Origin of the sequence: Pseudomonas sp. NPDC089741 (genome assembly GCF_044748825.1) — a bacterium.
In the GTDB taxonomy this organism is placed as follows: domain Bacteria; phylum Pseudomonadota; class Gammaproteobacteria; order Pseudomonadales; family Pseudomonadaceae; genus Aquipseudomonas; species Aquipseudomonas helmanticensis.
In genome coordinates this window covers 131,328-145,080 of record NZ_JBIVGT010000004.1, presented here as the reverse complement: position 1 = coordinate 145,080, position 13,753 = coordinate 131,328, and the positions used below count along the sequence as shown (strand labels likewise).

At 58.6% G+C, this 13,753-nt stretch carries 15 protein-coding genes; 7 read left to right on the top strand and 8 right to left on the bottom strand.

Features of this window, described 5'->3' with window-relative positions; genetic code table 11:
- The first annotated feature begins 309 nt into the window (after window positions 1–309).
- The 3 genes from ACIPZE_RS06175 to ACIPZE_RS06165 all read left to right on the top strand — a co-directional run bounded on the left by ACIPZE_RS06175 (window position 310) and on the right by ACIPZE_RS06165 (window position 2,374).
- Window positions 310–1,431, top strand: coding sequence for a beta-ketoacyl-ACP synthase III (locus ACIPZE_RS06175; RefSeq protein ID WP_400771977.1), 1,122 nt, complete (start codon window positions 310–312; stop codon window positions 1,429–1,431).
- A gap of 95 nt (window positions 1,432–1,526) precedes the next feature.
- Entirely contained in the window at window positions 1,527–2,141 is a 615-nt protein-coding gene (locus tag ACIPZE_RS06170; RefSeq protein WP_283437313.1) for an RNA polymerase sigma factor, read from the top strand.
- On the top strand, window positions 2,135–2,374 hold the full coding sequence (locus tag ACIPZE_RS06165) for an anti-sigma factor (RefSeq protein ID WP_129390586.1): 240 nt from the start codon (window positions 2,135–2,137) through the stop codon (window positions 2,372–2,374). Before ACIPZE_RS06170 ends, ACIPZE_RS06165 begins: the two co-directional genes overlap by 7 nt.
- A gap of 159 nt (window positions 2,375–2,533) precedes the next feature.
- Here ACIPZE_RS06165 and ACIPZE_RS06160 read toward each other — a convergent pair whose 3' ends face one another.
- The gene (locus tag ACIPZE_RS06160) at window positions 2,534–3,865 is read right to left on the bottom strand and encodes a putative porin (RefSeq protein WP_129390589.1); all 1,332 of its coding nucleotides are present in this window, start codon (window positions 3,863–3,865) and stop codon (window positions 2,534–2,536) included.
- Window positions 3,866–4,147: 282 nt separating this feature from the next.
- Between ACIPZE_RS06160 and ACIPZE_RS06155 the strand changes: the two genes are divergently transcribed.
- Entirely contained in the window at window positions 4,148–5,272 is a 1,125-nt protein-coding gene (locus ACIPZE_RS06155; protein WP_400771974.1) for a GNAT family N-acetyltransferase, read from the top strand.
- Between the two features lie 95 nt (window positions 5,273–5,367).
- Here ACIPZE_RS06155 and ACIPZE_RS06150 read toward each other — a convergent pair whose 3' ends face one another.
- From ACIPZE_RS06150 to ACIPZE_RS06120, 7 genes are all read right to left on the bottom strand, one after another.
- Window positions 5,368–5,706: a hypothetical protein gene (locus ACIPZE_RS06150; RefSeq protein ID WP_400771972.1), complete on the bottom strand. Its 339-nt coding sequence runs from the start codon at window positions 5,704–5,706 to the stop codon at window positions 5,368–5,370.
- Between the two features lie 5 nt (window positions 5,707–5,711).
- The gene (locus tag ACIPZE_RS06145; protein ID WP_400771970.1) at window positions 5,712–5,981 is read right to left on the bottom strand and encodes a hypothetical protein; all 270 of its coding nucleotides are present in this window, start codon (window positions 5,979–5,981) and stop codon (window positions 5,712–5,714) included.
- Between the two features lie 191 nt (window positions 5,982–6,172).
- Window positions 6,173–6,868: an aquaporin Z gene (gene aqpZ / locus ACIPZE_RS06140; protein ID WP_129390601.1), complete on the bottom strand. Its 696-nt coding sequence runs from the start codon at window positions 6,866–6,868 to the stop codon at window positions 6,173–6,175.
- A 278-nt stretch (window positions 6,869–7,146) separates the two neighbouring features.
- Entirely contained in the window at window positions 7,147–8,979 is a 1,833-nt protein-coding gene (locus ACIPZE_RS06135; RefSeq protein WP_400771968.1) for an ABC transporter ATP-binding protein, read from the bottom strand.
- An 88-nt stretch (window positions 8,980–9,067) separates the two neighbouring features.
- Window positions 9,068–9,631 (bottom strand): peptidylprolyl isomerase, encoded by a 564-nt coding sequence (locus ACIPZE_RS06130; protein WP_283437308.1) that lies wholly within the window; start codon window positions 9,629–9,631, stop codon window positions 9,068–9,070.
- A 3-nt stretch (window positions 9,632–9,634) separates the two neighbouring features.
- Entirely contained in the window at window positions 9,635–10,438 is an 804-nt protein-coding gene (locus tag ACIPZE_RS06125) for an alpha/beta fold hydrolase (protein ID WP_400771966.1), read from the bottom strand.
- 14 nt (window positions 10,439–10,452) lie between these two features.
- Complete coding sequence (locus ACIPZE_RS06120; protein ID WP_129390612.1) at window positions 10,453–11,376, bottom strand: LysR family transcriptional regulator; 924 nt, start codon at window positions 11,374–11,376, stop codon at window positions 10,453–10,455.
- A 49-nt stretch (window positions 11,377–11,425) separates the two neighbouring features.
- Between ACIPZE_RS06120 and ACIPZE_RS06115 the strand changes: the two genes are divergently transcribed.
- The 3 genes from ACIPZE_RS06115 (at window position 11,426) to ACIPZE_RS06105 (ending at window position 13,751) form a co-directional block, all read left to right on the top strand.
- Window positions 11,426–11,740, top strand: coding sequence for a 3-phosphoglycerate kinase (locus ACIPZE_RS06115; RefSeq protein ID WP_129390615.1), 315 nt, complete (start codon window positions 11,426–11,428; stop codon window positions 11,738–11,740).
- Between the two features lie 231 nt (window positions 11,741–11,971).
- Window positions 11,972–12,571, top strand: coding sequence for an FMN-dependent NADH-azoreductase (locus tag ACIPZE_RS06110; RefSeq protein WP_129390618.1), 600 nt, complete (start codon window positions 11,972–11,974; stop codon window positions 12,569–12,571).
- Between the two features lie 322 nt (window positions 12,572–12,893).
- Complete coding sequence (locus ACIPZE_RS06105) at window positions 12,894–13,751, top strand: carboxylate/amino acid/amine transporter (protein WP_283437304.1); 858 nt, start codon at window positions 12,894–12,896, stop codon at window positions 13,749–13,751.
- Window positions 13,752–13,753 lie beyond the last annotated feature (2 nt).

Genomic DNA, 13,753 nt, shown 5'->3' with positions numbered 1-13,753 from the left:
TCCCACGCTCTGCGTGGGAATGCCTCTGGGGACGCTCCGCGTCCAGTGACGCAGAGCGTCACGGGCTGCATTCCCACGCAGGAGCGTGGGAACGATCATCCGCGTTGATTTTGAGAAAGGGGCCAAAAGCCTGCGTTTATGGCAAACTTCGCGACCATAAACGCCGGTTTCGCGACCCAGAGCCTTCGGCCCTGTCGCGCAGCGGAATAAAGCGATGCCAGGTTTGCGTCCCCCGGATGGGAATAGACCCTTTGTGTGTTGGTACGACGGTTCCAGCACTTTCTGCCTGAACAGATTAGAGAAACGACCATGCATAACGTCGTCATCAGCGGCACCGGCCTGTACACCCCGGCCAACAGCATCTCCAACGAAGAGCTGGTGCAGTCTTTCAATACTTACGTCGCGCAATTCAACGCCGACAACGCCGACGCGATCGCAAGCGGCGAAGTCCAGGCCCTGACCGAGTCCAGCGCCGCGTTCATCGAAAAAGCCTCGGGCATCAAGAGCCGTTTTGTCATGGACAAGGACGGCATCCTCGACCCGCAACGCATGGCCCCGCGCCTGCCGGAGCGTTCCAACGACGAATGGTCGGTACTCTGCCAGATGGCCATCGGCGCCGCCGAACAGGCCCTGCAACGTGCCGGCAAAACTGCCGCTGACATCGACGGCGTGATCGTTGCCTGCTCCAACCTGCAACGCGCCTATCCGGCCATCGCCATCGAAGTCCAGGAAGCGCTGGGCATTCAAGGCTTCGGTTTCGACATGAACGTGGCCTGCTCTTCGGCCACCTTCGGCATTCAGACCGCCGCCAACAGCGTGCAGCTGGGTCAGGCCCGGGCGATCCTGATGGTCAACCCGGAAGTCTGCACCGGTCACCTGAACTTCCGTGACCGCGACAGCCACTTCATCTTCGGCGACGCCGCGACTGCGGTGATCATCGAGCGTGCTGACACCGCCACCTCCGAGCATCAGTTCGATGTGGTCAGCACCAAACTGCTGACCAAGTTTTCCAACAACATTCGCAACAACTTCGGTTTCCTCAACCGCGCGGCAGAAGAGGGCGTCGGTGCCCGCGACAAGCTGTTCGTGCAGGAAGGCCGCAAGGTGTTCAAGGATGTCTGCCCGATGGTCGCCGAGCTGATCAGCGCGCACCTTGAGGAGAACAAGCTCAACGTCGGCGACGTCAAGCGCTTCTGGCTGCACCAGGCCAACCTGAGCATGAACCACCTGATCGTGCGTAAATTGCTCGGTCGTGAAGCCACCGAAGAAGAAGCACCGGTGATTCTCGATACCTACGCCAATACCAGCTCCGCCGGTTCGGTGATTGCGTTCCACAAATATCAGGATGACCTGGCCGCCGGTTCGCTGGCCGTGCTGAGTTCGTTCGGTGCCGGCTACTCGATCGGCAGCGTCATCCTGCGCAAACGCTGATTGCGCCTTAAAGATCGCAACCTTCGGCAGCTCCTACACTGATCTTTGTAGGAGCTGCCGCAGCCTGCGATCTTTTGCTTTTAGAGAGGTAATGCATGGCCGCAACGGACGACTCACAACTGCTCGAACGCCTGCTGGCCGGTGAGCAAAAAGCTTTCAAGGAATTGGTCAGCACCTACCAGAGCGCCATGCGCGCTGTCGCGTATGCCATCGTCGGGCAACGTCACGTCGAAGAAGTGGTGCAGGATGCCTGGCTGTCTGTGGTGCGCCATATCGGCAGCTTCGAAGGCCGCTCCAGTCTCAAGACCTGGCTGCTGACCATTACCGCCAACGCCGCCAAAGGCCGTTACAAACAAAATCGCCGTGAAGTCTTGATGGACGATCTGCCGTCACCTCATGGCGGCATTGACGACGACCGCTTTTCCCCCGGCGATGGCCATTGGCTGATCGCCCCGTTCGCCTGGCATCAGGACACCCCCGAAGCGCTGCTCACCGAAAGCGAATTGCGTGAGTGTCTGGAGCACACGCTGCTCAGCCTGTCGGAACTGCAAAGCAGTGTTTTGCTGCTGCGTGAACGTCAGGGTCTGGAGCTGGAAGAGATCTGTAATCTTCTGGAGATCTCGCTCTCCAATGTCCGTGTGCTGCTGCATCGTGCGCGGCTGAAAGTCTTCGCCACGGTGGAGCATTTTGAGGAGACCGGCGAATGCTGACGTGTAAAGAACAAGTGGCGCGTTCCAGCGATTATCTCGATGGCCAGTTGAGCTTTCGGGAAAAACTGATGGTGCGTCATCACCTGATGTTCTGCCCCAATTGCCGACGTTTCATTCGTCAGATGAAATTGATGCAGGCCACGCTGAAGGCCATGCCGGAGAAACCGCAAGAGGGCGTCGACGCCCTGGCTGAACGCCTGGCCGAACAGCGCCGCAAAGACAACTCCCTGTAGGAGCTGCCGAAGGCTGCGATCTTTTGATCTTGCTTTTAAAAAGACAGATCAAAAGATCGCAGCCTTCGGCAGCTCCTACAGGGGGGATAGCGTGGCGCGGGGGGAACGAACGGATGATGGGGATCGTTCCGCCCACGCCTGGCTATGAGGGTAAAACGCTTAGAACTTGGCTTCCGCGTCCAGTTGCAGGGTGTTGATGTCCGAATCGGTCTTCTTCAGGCTGGCGTTGGTGTAGTCGGAGTTCGCCATGAAGTACGTCGCGCCGAGCGTGAAGTTCTTGTCCAGCTCATAGCTGACTTTCAACTTGCTGCCGCGCGAACCGGTGTAGCCGTTGGCGAAGTCGGAGTCGGTGAAGGCACCGACCACGGCGTTGCGCTGCACATCGCGGTAGTTATAGTCGACGTTGAAGCCGTACAGTTTCGATTTCACACCGGCCAGCCAGCCAGTGTCCTGATCGGTGCTGGCGTCGCTGTTATTCACGTACTGACCGTAGATCGCCAGAGGTACCGGCAGGTTGGCGAAGTCGATCTGGCCGAAACCTTCATACAGCTTGAAGGTTTCGTTCGGGCTGTTGCCGTTGACGGCCAGTGCGCAAGGTGCGGTGACGGTGCCCGAAGTCGGGCAGGCGCTGTCCTTGTCGTTGTCGTAGGAATAGATACTGCCGCCCAAGGTCATTTTCACGCTGTCGGTGATAGCGAAACGCGCACCCAATTGGCCGGTGTACAGACGCAGGTCGTGTTTGAACTGCACGCCTTCGCCGTCAACGTTGTCCTTGAGGGTGTAGTGACCGGCGCTACCGAACAGTTCGGTGCTGCCGCTCAGCGGATACTTGTAAGTGACCGCCAGACCTTCCGGGTTGATATCGCTGTCCCAGATGATGTCGCCCATGCTGACCCACGGCTGGGCCATTTTACCGGCGATCAGGTGCAGGTTCTTGACCGCGTCAGGGTGGTAGTCGACGTAACCGAGGTCGAGCCAGATCTGCTTCTTGTCGAAGTAGTTGTTGAGATCCTGGTTGGTCGAACGGGCGTCGTCGCTGCTGCCGGTGGCCACACGAATGCCGGTGTCCACTTGCGGGTTGATTTCGCTGTAGGCGCCCAGACGTGCGCGGATGCGCTGACGGTCCTGGTCTTTGCTGTTGGGCACGCCATCGTTGTGCACGGTTTCTTCACGAAAGCGCACATCACCCTTGAACTGGGTCTTGGCAGCCCACGCCAGTTTCTGATCGAAAAGGCTTTGTTCGTCGTTCTTCTTCGCGACGGCCGCGACTTGTTGATTGGTCTCTTGCTGCGCCTGCTGCGCGATTTGCTGCTCCTTCTGATCCTTCGCCAGCTCGGTTTGCAGTTCTACGTACTGCGCCTGGGAAATGGAACCGTTAGCCTTGAGCATGTCGAGCAGTTTGGCGTCGACTGCGGCACTGGCCGGAACACTCATGGCCAGCAACAGGCCACCGCACAGGGCCGCCGCAGTTTTCGTGGAAGCAAGACGCATAGCAATCTCCGAAGATGAGAGGGGATGGCTGAACCATCCTGGGCACAACCGACGGTTTAACGTCGGAAAACAGTGTCCGGGTAGAACCCGGCGCTCTAAAAACAGGCGCCAGTATCGCGATGGTTTATGACAGCGCAGTGGCACAGTGATGGCAGGATGATGACGATGCAAAATGGCCGTGAACTATTGATCTAGAGCGCTGTCGCCCGAATGCGGGTGTGCAATGCAGCGCAATCGGCGATACTCGCCGAGCGCTGAAGTCCTGTTGTGGAGAGCCCGTCGATGCCGTTGCAACGCCTGCAAAATCTGTCAGAAATCGCCCCGGCCAGTTGGGATGCACTGGTGCCGGAGAACCAGCCGTTCCTGCGTCATGCGTTTCTCAGCGCGCTGGAGGACAGCGCAAGTGTTGGCCCCCACACCGGTTGGCAAGCGGAACATTTGCTGCACATCGAAGGCGATCGACTGATTGCAGCGTTACCCAGCTATCGCAAGTGGCATTCCTACGGCGAGTACGTGTTCGATCATGGCTGGGCCGATGCCTGCGCCCGTGCCGGTATCGATTACTACCCCAAACTATTGACTGCCGTACCCTTCAGCCCGGTCAGCGGTCCACGGCTGTTGGCGGCCAGCGTCGAGGATGGTTTCGAACTGCTCAAGAGCCTGCCGGGGTATCTGGAAATCGAAGGGCTTTCCAGCGCGCACATCAATTTTACCGACCCGTTCACCGATGCTGCGATGGCCGAGCAACCGGGCTGGTTGCAACGCATCGGCTGTCAGTACCACTGGCAGAATCGTGGTTATCGCGACTTTCAGGATTTTCTCGATGTGCTCAGTTCGCGCAAGCGCAAACAGATGCGCAAGGAACGCGAGCAGGTGGCCGGGCAGGGCTTCGAGTTTGAATGGCTGGAGGGGCGCGAACTGGACGAGGCGCAGTGGGATTTTGTCTACGCTTGCTACGCCAACACCTATGCAGTGCGCCGGCAAACGCCTTATCTGACGCGGGAGTTTTTCAGTTTGCTCGCCGAACGTATGCCGGAATCGATCCGCGTGGTGCTGGCCAGGCACGGCTCACGGCCGGTGGCGATGGCGTTCAGTCTGGTCGGTGGCGGCAGTTTCTACGGGCGTTATTGGGGCTGTCTGGCCGAGTTCGACCGGCTGCACTTTGAAACCTGTTTCTATCAGGGCATGGACTATGCGATTGCCCACGGCTTTCAGCGCTTCGACGCGGGTGCTCAGGGTGAGCACAAACTGATTCGCGGGTTTGAACCGGTGATCACGCATTCCTGGCACTATCTGCGTCATCCGGGATTGAAAGCTGCGGTCGAAGACTTCCTGCACCAGGAGCGTGCGGGTGTACAAGCGTATGCGCAGGAGGCCGTTGCGGCACTTCCCTACAAACAGGGTTAAGCACTGACGTCGCGCGCGACACCGCAAAATAGCTGCTGACAGCAAGGCCCGACGATTTGCTCGGGCCTTGCTTGTTCAACTATAAATACACTCGGTTACCAGCTTGCACCCGCTACGCAATTGGCTAACCCTTTCTGTGAAGATACCTTGTTGAAATCCCCAAGAGTGGCGATCGAAGAGTAATAATAAATCATCAGGTTTGGTTTTTTTGCGACCTGACAGGTATATATGAACTCTGGTCGATCACATTGGACTTTTCCCGTGTTAGCGTTGGCAGAACAATTTAGTTCGGGGCGAACTTCCGATAGTGCTTCGCCCATGTTGAACTGTAATGGCGAATCAATATTAACTGTTGGTGCCAGCATGGCCGAGGCAAAGCCAGAATAAGTTGCAATGATCAGTGCCGCGGTGATGAAACTTTTGGAATACTTCATTTTACTTACCACTCCCAGTGGGTGCCGTTATCTTCAATTACCCAAACCTTGCATTTCCTCAAGTCCAGTGCCTTTGCGGACTCGGTCTCCATGAACGCTTCGGCGGTAGGGGCTTCACTTTGGAAAGCCTTAAGTTTCCAGATGTGCGATCTGAAGTCTTCGCTGTATTGCATGCAGCGGTAAACATTCGTGCCGTTATCACCGGCAACAGCGTGGCTTTGCATCAAGCCGGTAGTCAGTGCGATAGCAATAATGCTGTTGATTAAAATGTTCATGTCTCAATCCTTGAGAGAGTCGGGTTTTAGGGGTTGAGGAAGTTGCTTCGGTTTGCGCGATTAAAGGTAATACGCCTAGAGCTTTCTGTCAGCGTTTTCGCTGTTTCAGGATATTTTGTTTAGCGCTATGGGTAACATTGAAAGGCCGCATTGTTAGTTGCAGTAATGCGGCCTCTTTAGTTGCGCGATGATCAGTTTTTTTCCTCACCCAGCCATCGATAAATACCGCCGCCGACGACTGCACCCAGCAATGGTGCGACCCAGAACATCCACAGTTGCGCAAGCGCCCAGCCGCCAACCATCAGCGCCGGTCCGGTGCTGCGCGCCGGGTTGACCGAGGTATTGGTGACGGGAATCGAGATCAGGTGAATCAGTGTCAATCCCAGCCCGATGGCGATAGGTGCCAGCCCTGGAGGCGCGCGTTTGTCGGTGGCACCGAGGATGATGATGACGAACATGGCGGTCATCACCAACTCGGTGACGAACCCCGCCGCCATCGAATATTTGCCCGGCGAGTGCTCGCCATAACCGTTGGAGGCGAGGCCGGCAGCGATATCGAAACCCTCCTTGCCGCTGGCGATGTGGGCGATCAGCGCTGCCGCGAGAATCGCCCCGAGAACTTGGGCAATGATGTAGGCAGGCAACTCCTTGGCCGGAAAGCGACCACCGACGAACAGACCGACCGAGACGGCCGGGTTGAGGTGACAGCCGCTGATGTGGCCGATGGCGAATGCCATGGTCAACACCGTCAGGCCAAACGCCAGGGCCACCCCCAGCACCCCGATTCCCAATGGCGAAGACGCGGCGATCACCGCACTGCCACAGCCACCCAAAACCAGCCAGAACGTACCCAACAACTCAGTAACTGAACGTTTGAACAGAGACATGAGAGAGTCCTTGATAGGCGTGCTATCGAGACTGCATCGAGTTGTGCGTCCTTGCAGACTTACGACAGGCTCCGTTCCGGAACCTTGGCTGAGTACAGCAGGGTTTTTACGGATTTCCAGCGCCCGTAAAAAAACCGCCAGCGCCCGTGGTTGGCGGGCTGTGGCGGTGATCATTCCCACGCTCTGCGTGGGAACGCCTCAGGGGCCGCTCCGCGTCCAGTGACGCGGAGCGTCACGGCTGCATTCCCACGCAGAGCGTGGGAACGATCTTGGAGGGGTCAATCGATCCCGACGAAGCCGCCGGTCTGGTGCGCCCACAGTCGCGAATACAGACCACCATGGGCGAGCAGTTCGGCGTGGCTGCCGCTCTCGGCGATCTTGCCGTTTTCCAGCACAACCAGCCGATCCATGCGCGCAATGGTCGAGAGCCGGTGCGCAATTGCGATCACGGTTTTGCCTCGCATCAGGGTTTCCAGGCTTTCCTGAATGGCCGCTTCGACCTCCGAATCCAGCGCCGAGGTCGCTTCGTCCATGATCAGGATTGGCGCGTCCTTGAGCAGTACCCGCGCGATAGCGATGCGCTGGCGCTGGCCGCCCGACAGCTTCACGCCGCGCTCGCCGACATGCGCGTCGAACCCGGTGCGTCCTTCGGCATCCGACAGGAGCGGAATGAACTCATCGGCGCGAGCCTTGTGTACAGCGTCCCACAGCTGCGCATCAGTCGCATCCGGTTTGCCATACAACAAGTTGTCGCGGATCGAACGGTGCAGCAACGAAGTGTCCTGGGTGATCATGCCGATCCGCGCGCGCAGGCTCTCCTGACCGACTTCGGCAATGTTCTGCCCATCGATCAGGATGCGTCCGCCCTCGACGTCGTACAGGCGCAGCAGCAGGTTGACCAGGGTCGACTTACCGGCGCCGGACGGCCCGATCAAACCGATCTTTTCCCCCGGTTTGATGTTCAGATTGAGGTCGCCGATGATCCCGCGCTTCTTGCCGTAGTGAAAGTCCACGTGCTCGAAACGCACTTCGCCTCGGGCCACTTCCAGCGGTTTGGCGCCTTCACGATCAGTGACGCTGACCGGTTGCGCGATGGTCTGCAAACCGTCCTGCACCATGCCGATGTTTTCGAAGATGCCGGTGACCACCCACATGATCCAGCCGGACATGTTGACGATGCGAATCACCAGGCCGGTGGCCAGAGCAATCGCGCCGACGGTGATCAGCGACTGCGTCCACAACCATAGCGCCAGCGCCGTGGTGCCGACGATCAGCAAACCGTTCATGGTGGTAATTGCCACGTCCATGCTGGTGACGACGCGGCCGGCCATCTGCGCTTTGACGGTCTGTTCCTCGATGGCTTCCTTGGCGTAGTGCTGTTCGAAATTGGTGTGGGCGAACAGTTTCAGCGTGGCGATGTTGGTGTAGCCGTCGACGATGCGGCCCATCAGTTTCGAGCGCGCGTCGGAGGCTTCCACCGAGCGATCCTTGACCCGTGGCACGAAGTAGTAAAGCGCGCCGATGTAGGCGGCGATCCACGTCAGCAGCGGGATCATCAGGCGCCAGTCGGCCTCGGCGAACAACACCAGCGAGCTGATGGCATAGATCACCACGTGCCACAGCGCATCCACCGCTTGCACCGCCGAGTCACGCAACGAGTTGCCGGTCTGCATGATGCGTTGGGCGATACGCCCGGCGAAGTCGTTCTGGAAGAAATTCAGACTCTGCTTGAGCACGTAGCTGTGGTTCTGCCAGCGAATCATGCTGGTCATGCCCGGGCTCAGCGTCTGATGCACCAGCAGGTCGTGCAGGCCGAAGAAGATCGGTCGCAGCACCAGTGCAACCACCACCATCCACGTCAATTCGAGGGCGTGGTCGCTGAAGAAATTCGGGTTGGGGGTGCCTTGGGCCAGGTCGATGATGCGGCTCAGGTAGCTGAACAGTGCCACTTCGATCAGCGCGGCGAACAGGCCTACGACGAGCAGGGCGGCGAAACTTGGCCAGACTTGCTTGAGGTAATAAACATAGAAAGGCCAGACCCGGTCTGGAGGGGACGCTGTCGGAGCGTCGCGGAATATGTCGATCAGTTGTTCGAAACGGCGATAGAGCATCAGATAACCACCCGGAGTACGGGCTCTCCTTTTATCAGTGTGAGCGGCGCGGGATCAGGCCGGCGCCACTCGATATGCCCTGCAGTACTCAGTCGATGCGCTTGGCCGACTTGATGATCACAGGGTCGACAGGCACGTTTTGCATGCCGCTTTTGGTGGTGGTTTGCGAATTGACGATGATGTCTACGACATCCATGCCCTTGACCACTTTGGCGAACACCGCGTAACCAGCGTCGCGACCCGGATCGAGGAAAGCGTTGTCAGCCACGTTGATGAAGAACTGGCTGGTGGCCGAATCCGGGTTGGAGGTACGCGCCATCGACAGGGTGCCGCGAACGTTGTGCAGGCCATTGCTGGCTTCGTTCTTGATCGGGGCCTTGGTGTCTTTCTGTTGCATTTGTTGGGTGAAGCCGCCGCCCTGAACCATGAAGCCCGGGATCACGCGGTGGAAGATGGTGTTGGTGTAGAAACCGCTGTCGACGTACTCAAGGAAGTTCTTGGTACTGATCGGTGCCTTGACCGGGTCCAGTTCGATTTCGATCTGGCCGTTGGTGGTGTCCAGCAGCACGTGCGGTGCTTTGGCTGGCGTGGCAGCCATCAGGTTGGCGGCAAACAGCACGGTACCAGCGGCGAGGGCGAGTTTTTTCAGCATGGGTCAGTGATCCTGAGATTGATTTTCGGCTGTGGCGAGAAACTCCAGCAGCGTTTGATTGAAGCGTTCGGGTTGGTCGAGCGGGGTGGCGTGGCGCGAGTCGGCGATCACCACCAGCCGCGCATCGGGTAGCAGTTTTACATAGGTTTCTTTCAGTGCGACGGGGGTGTAGTCACGGTCGGCACTGACGATGAGGGTTGGACAGGTCACTCGGGAAAGTCGTTCCTGAACCCCCCAGCCAACAATCGCATCGAAGCTGGCGAGATAAGCACGTTTGTCGTTTTTTGCCCAGCGTTCGGACATTTTCTGCCGCAAATCGGCCTGTTCCGGTTTCGGAAAAAGTTTGCCACCGAGGGCTTTGCCGATAGTCGCGAGGCTGAGCACGCGCATCAGGCTCCAGCGCTTGAACCATTGCCAATAATCGTCGCGGCTGCGGATTTTGACTTCAGGCGCACTGTTGACGATGGTCAGACTCTTGAGCCATTGCGGTTGATCGACTGCGAACTGGAAGCCGATCATGCCGCCCATCGACAGCCCGACGTAATGCACCGGGCCAAGCTTGAGGTGTTCGATCAGCGCGAACAAATCCGCGCTGAATCCGGCGATGCTGTAGCGCTCGCGGGGTTTGTCCGAGCGCCCATGGCCACGCACATCCGGGACGATCACCCGGTAATGCGCGGCCAGTGCCGGGATCTGCATTTCCCAGTCCAGTGTGCTCGAGCCGAGCCCGTGCACCAGCAGCAACGGCGTGCCGTGGCCATATTCCTCGTAGTGCAGGTTGCAACCTTCGTGCTCGAAATAGGCCATCGGTGAACTCCGTGTCAGGCTTGTTCAGGGGCGGCGTACGGCGCATCCAACGGCAGGGTATCGAAGGTGCGCAGCAGTTCGATGAGGATTTGCGTGGCCGGGCCCAAGGGTTTGTCCTTGTTCGAATACAGATAGAAACTCGGGTTGCGGCTGCCGCCCTGATCCAACGGTAGCAGCTTGAGCGAACCTTCCTTCAATTCGCGTTCGATCATGTGCCGTGGCAGCCAGGCAAAACCCAGGCCGCTGCTGACAAATGTGGCGGCGGTGGCGAGGCTGCCTACGGTCCAGCGCTGTTCGGCGCCGAGCCAGCCGACGTCTCGTGGCTGTTGGCGGCCGGAATCACGGATCACCACCTGCATCTGGGTTTCCAGATCCTGAAAACTCAGCTCGCGGTTGAGCCGGTGCAACGGGTGATCGGGATGCGCCACGGCGACAAACTCGACGTCGCTCAACTCCGCACCGAGGTAACCGGGAATGCTCAGGCCGGTGATCGCCAGATCGGCCACGCCTTCGAGCAGCACTTCTTCCACGCCCGACAACACTTCCTCACGCAGACGCACGCGGCAACCACGACTCTGCGGCATGAACGCGGTCAGTGCGCGCACGATCCGCGCGCTTGGATACGCAGCATCGACCACCAGACGCACCTCGGCTTCCCAGCCTTGTTCCATATGGTGGGCGAGGTCTTCCAGTTGGCTGGCCTGTTTCACCAGTTGCCGCGAGCGGCGCAGCAACACGCCGCCCGCTTCAGTGAGCACCGCTTTGCGCCCGTCGATGCGCAGCAACGGCACGCCGAGCTGGTCCTGCATGCGGGCGACGGTGTAGCTCACCGACGATTGCGAACGGTGCAGGGCCTCGGCGGCCTGGGCAAAACCACCATGGTCGACCACGGCCTGCAATGTTCGCCATTGATCAAGGGTCACGCGGGGCGCTTTCATCAATAGCTCCTCTTGTCCTAAGCTGGCCGTCCCTCATGGAGACTGCCGAATGAAAAAATTCTGTTGTGTGGTGCTGGCGCTGCTTCCGCTGACTGCTTTTGCGTACCCGATCGATGTGCAGAAAAATCTCAACGGCATGAAAATCGACTACGAAACCTACGACACGGATAACGACATCGGCTCGATCCGGGTGGCCAACTACGGTGATGTCGATGCGACGTGCAAAGCGAAATTCAGCAATGGCCCGGAAGCACCGCGTACACGCAACATCGATGTACCGGCGGGCAAACACAAGAACGCCACGGCCAAGTTCACCCGCACCATCATCAAGCTGCGCATCGAACTGACCTGCACCCCGAAATAACAGTCGACCCCCTGTAGGAGTGAGCCTGCTCGCGATAGCGGTCTATCAGATGAATTAATGTTGGCTGACACGCCGCTATCGCGAGCAGGCTCACTCCTACAAGGGTATGTGTCAGCTTATAAACGAATTTATCGATGTGTTATAGCAATTATTTGCGCTTTTTCATCGATTCGACTCTGTTTAACCTTCACTCCATCGACCTACAACATTCTCGGATGGAGGCTACACAACATGTCCCGCGTTCTGATCATCGAAAGCAGCGCCCGCCAGCAAGACTCGGTATCCCGTCAACTGACCCAGACCTTCATCCGTCAGTGGAAAGCCGCGCACCCGGCCGATCAGATCACTGTGCGTGACCTCGCCGTCAATCCGGTGCCACACCTGGACAGCAACCTGTTGGGCGGCTGGATGAAAGCTGCCGAGCAACGCAACGCCAGCGAACAAGCGTCGCTGGATCGCTCCAACGAACTGACCGATGAGCTGGTGGCTGCCGACGTGCTGGTGATGGCCGCGCCGATGTACAACTTCGCCATCCCGAGCACCCTCAAAGCCTGGCTCGACCACGTGCTGCGTGCCGGCGTGACCTTCAAGTACACCGAAACCGGCCCGCAAGGCCTGCTCAGTGGCAAGCGTGCCTACGTGTTGACGGCTCGCGGCGGCATCTACGCCGGCGGCCCGGCAGATCATCAGGAACCGTACCTGCGTCAGGTAATGGGCTTCATCGGCATCCACGACGTGACGTTCATTCACGCCGAAGGCATGAACCTCGGCGGTGATTTCCAGGAGAAAGGCCTCAACCAGGCCAACGCCAAGCTGTCCCAGGTCGCTTGATATGTTAATCGCCAGATAATCTCCGATTGTTTAAGTGACCTGGCGCAACCCCTTCAAGGCTCTACGCGCATCGAACCTCCCTTTGCACTTTTTGCTCCTGAGTGCTGTAGCCCGATTGAACGCATTAGCGAGATCGGGCTTTTTTTTGCCCACGATTCTCCGATCCCCGTGTAGGAGCTGCCGAAGGCTGCGATCTTTTGATGTCGATTTTAAAAACCAGGATCAAAAGATCGCAGCCTGCGGCAGCTCCTACACGGGGATTTTTGTTGGTTGCGGAATCGAAAACCCGCTATCGTCGCCGCCATTCGAATTAGGGGCGAGCATGGGCTATCTACTTTTTGTCACGCTGATCCAGGCGTTTTCCTTCAGCCTGATCGGCGAATACCTCGCTGGTCATGTCGACAGTTACTTCGCGGTGCTGGTGCGTGTCGTGCTGGCCGGGCTGGTGTTCATTCCGCTGACGCGCTGGCGCTCGGTCGAACCGTCGTTCATGCGCGGCATGCTGATGATCGGCGCCTTGCAGTTCGGCGTGACCTACGTCTGCCTGTACCTGAGCTTCCGCGTGCTGACGGTGCCTGAGGTGTTGCTGTTCACCATCCTCACGCCGCTGCACGTGACGTTGATCGAAGATGCCTTGAACCGCCGCTTCAACCCGTGGGCGCTGGTTGCCGCACTGGTGGCGGTGGGTGGTGCGGCGGTGATTCGCTTTGACAGCATCAACCCGGACTTCTTCATGGGTTTCCTGCTGCTGCAACTGGCCAACTTCACCTACGCCGCCGGGCAGGTGATGTACAAACATCTGGTGGCGAAGCATCCGAGTGATTTGCCGCATTACCGGCGTTTTGGCTTCTTCTACCTCGGTGCGCTGGCGGTGGTATTACCGGCTTTCCTGATGTTCGGCAAAGCCAACTTCCTGCCGGAAGCACCGCTGCAATGGGGCGTGCTGCTGTTCCTCGGCCTGGTCTCGACCGCGCTGGGCATGTACTGGTGGAACAAGGGTGCGTGCATGGTCAACGGCGGTACGCTGGCGGTGATGAACAATTTGCATGTGCCGGTGGGTTTGCTGCTGAATTTGCTGATCTGGAATCAGCATGAGGAGCTGGGGCGGTTGTTCCTCGGCGGTAGCGTCATCCTCGCCGCCGTGTGGATCAGCCGCCTCGGCATCAGACGCACCGCATAACC

Excerpts from the sequence above, each read along its gene's own strand:
- ACIPZE_RS06175 (WP_400771977.1), top strand. The coding sequence starts at position 310 with ATGCATAACGTCGTCATCAGCGGCACCGGCCTGTACACCCCGGCCAAC.
- ACIPZE_RS06170 (WP_283437313.1), top strand. The coding sequence starts at position 1,527 with ATGGCCGCAACGGACGACTCACAACTGCTCGAACGCCTGCTGGCCGGT.
- ACIPZE_RS06165 (WP_129390586.1), top strand. The coding sequence starts at position 2,135 with ATGCTGACGTGTAAAGAACAAGTGGCGCGTTCCAGCGATTATCTCGAT.
- ACIPZE_RS06160 (WP_129390589.1), bottom strand. The coding sequence starts at position 3,865 with ATGCGTCTTGCTTCCACGAAAACTGCGGCGGCCCTGTGCGGTGGCCTG.
- ACIPZE_RS06155 (WP_400771974.1), top strand. The coding sequence starts at position 4,148 with ATGCCGTTGCAACGCCTGCAAAATCTGTCAGAAATCGCCCCGGCCAGT.
- ACIPZE_RS06150 (WP_400771972.1), bottom strand. The coding sequence starts at position 5,706 with ATGAAGTATTCCAAAAGTTTCATCACCGCGGCACTGATCATTGCAACT.
- ACIPZE_RS06145 (WP_400771970.1), bottom strand. The coding sequence starts at position 5,981 with ATGAACATTTTAATCAACAGCATTATTGCTATCGCACTGACTACCGGC.
- aqpZ (WP_129390601.1), bottom strand. The coding sequence starts at position 6,868 with ATGTCTCTGTTCAAACGTTCAGTTACTGAGTTGTTGGGTACGTTCTGG.
- ACIPZE_RS06135 (WP_400771968.1), bottom strand. The coding sequence starts at position 8,979 with ATGCTCTATCGCCGTTTCGAACAACTGATCGACATATTCCGCGACGCT.
- ACIPZE_RS06130 (WP_283437308.1), bottom strand. The coding sequence starts at position 9,631 with ATGCTGAAAAAACTCGCCCTCGCCGCTGGTACCGTGCTGTTTGCCGCC.
- ACIPZE_RS06125 (WP_400771966.1), bottom strand. The coding sequence starts at position 10,438 with ATGGCCTATTTCGAGCACGAAGGTTGCAACCTGCACTACGAGGAATAT.
- ACIPZE_RS06120 (WP_129390612.1), bottom strand. The coding sequence starts at position 11,376 with ATGAAAGCGCCCCGCGTGACCCTTGATCAATGGCGAACATTGCAGGCC.
- ACIPZE_RS06115 (WP_129390615.1), top strand. The coding sequence starts at position 11,426 with ATGAAAAAATTCTGTTGTGTGGTGCTGGCGCTGCTTCCGCTGACTGCT.
- ACIPZE_RS06110 (WP_129390618.1), top strand. The coding sequence starts at position 11,972 with ATGTCCCGCGTTCTGATCATCGAAAGCAGCGCCCGCCAGCAAGACTCG.
- ACIPZE_RS06105 (WP_283437304.1), top strand. The coding sequence starts at position 12,894 with ATGGGCTATCTACTTTTTGTCACGCTGATCCAGGCGTTTTCCTTCAGC.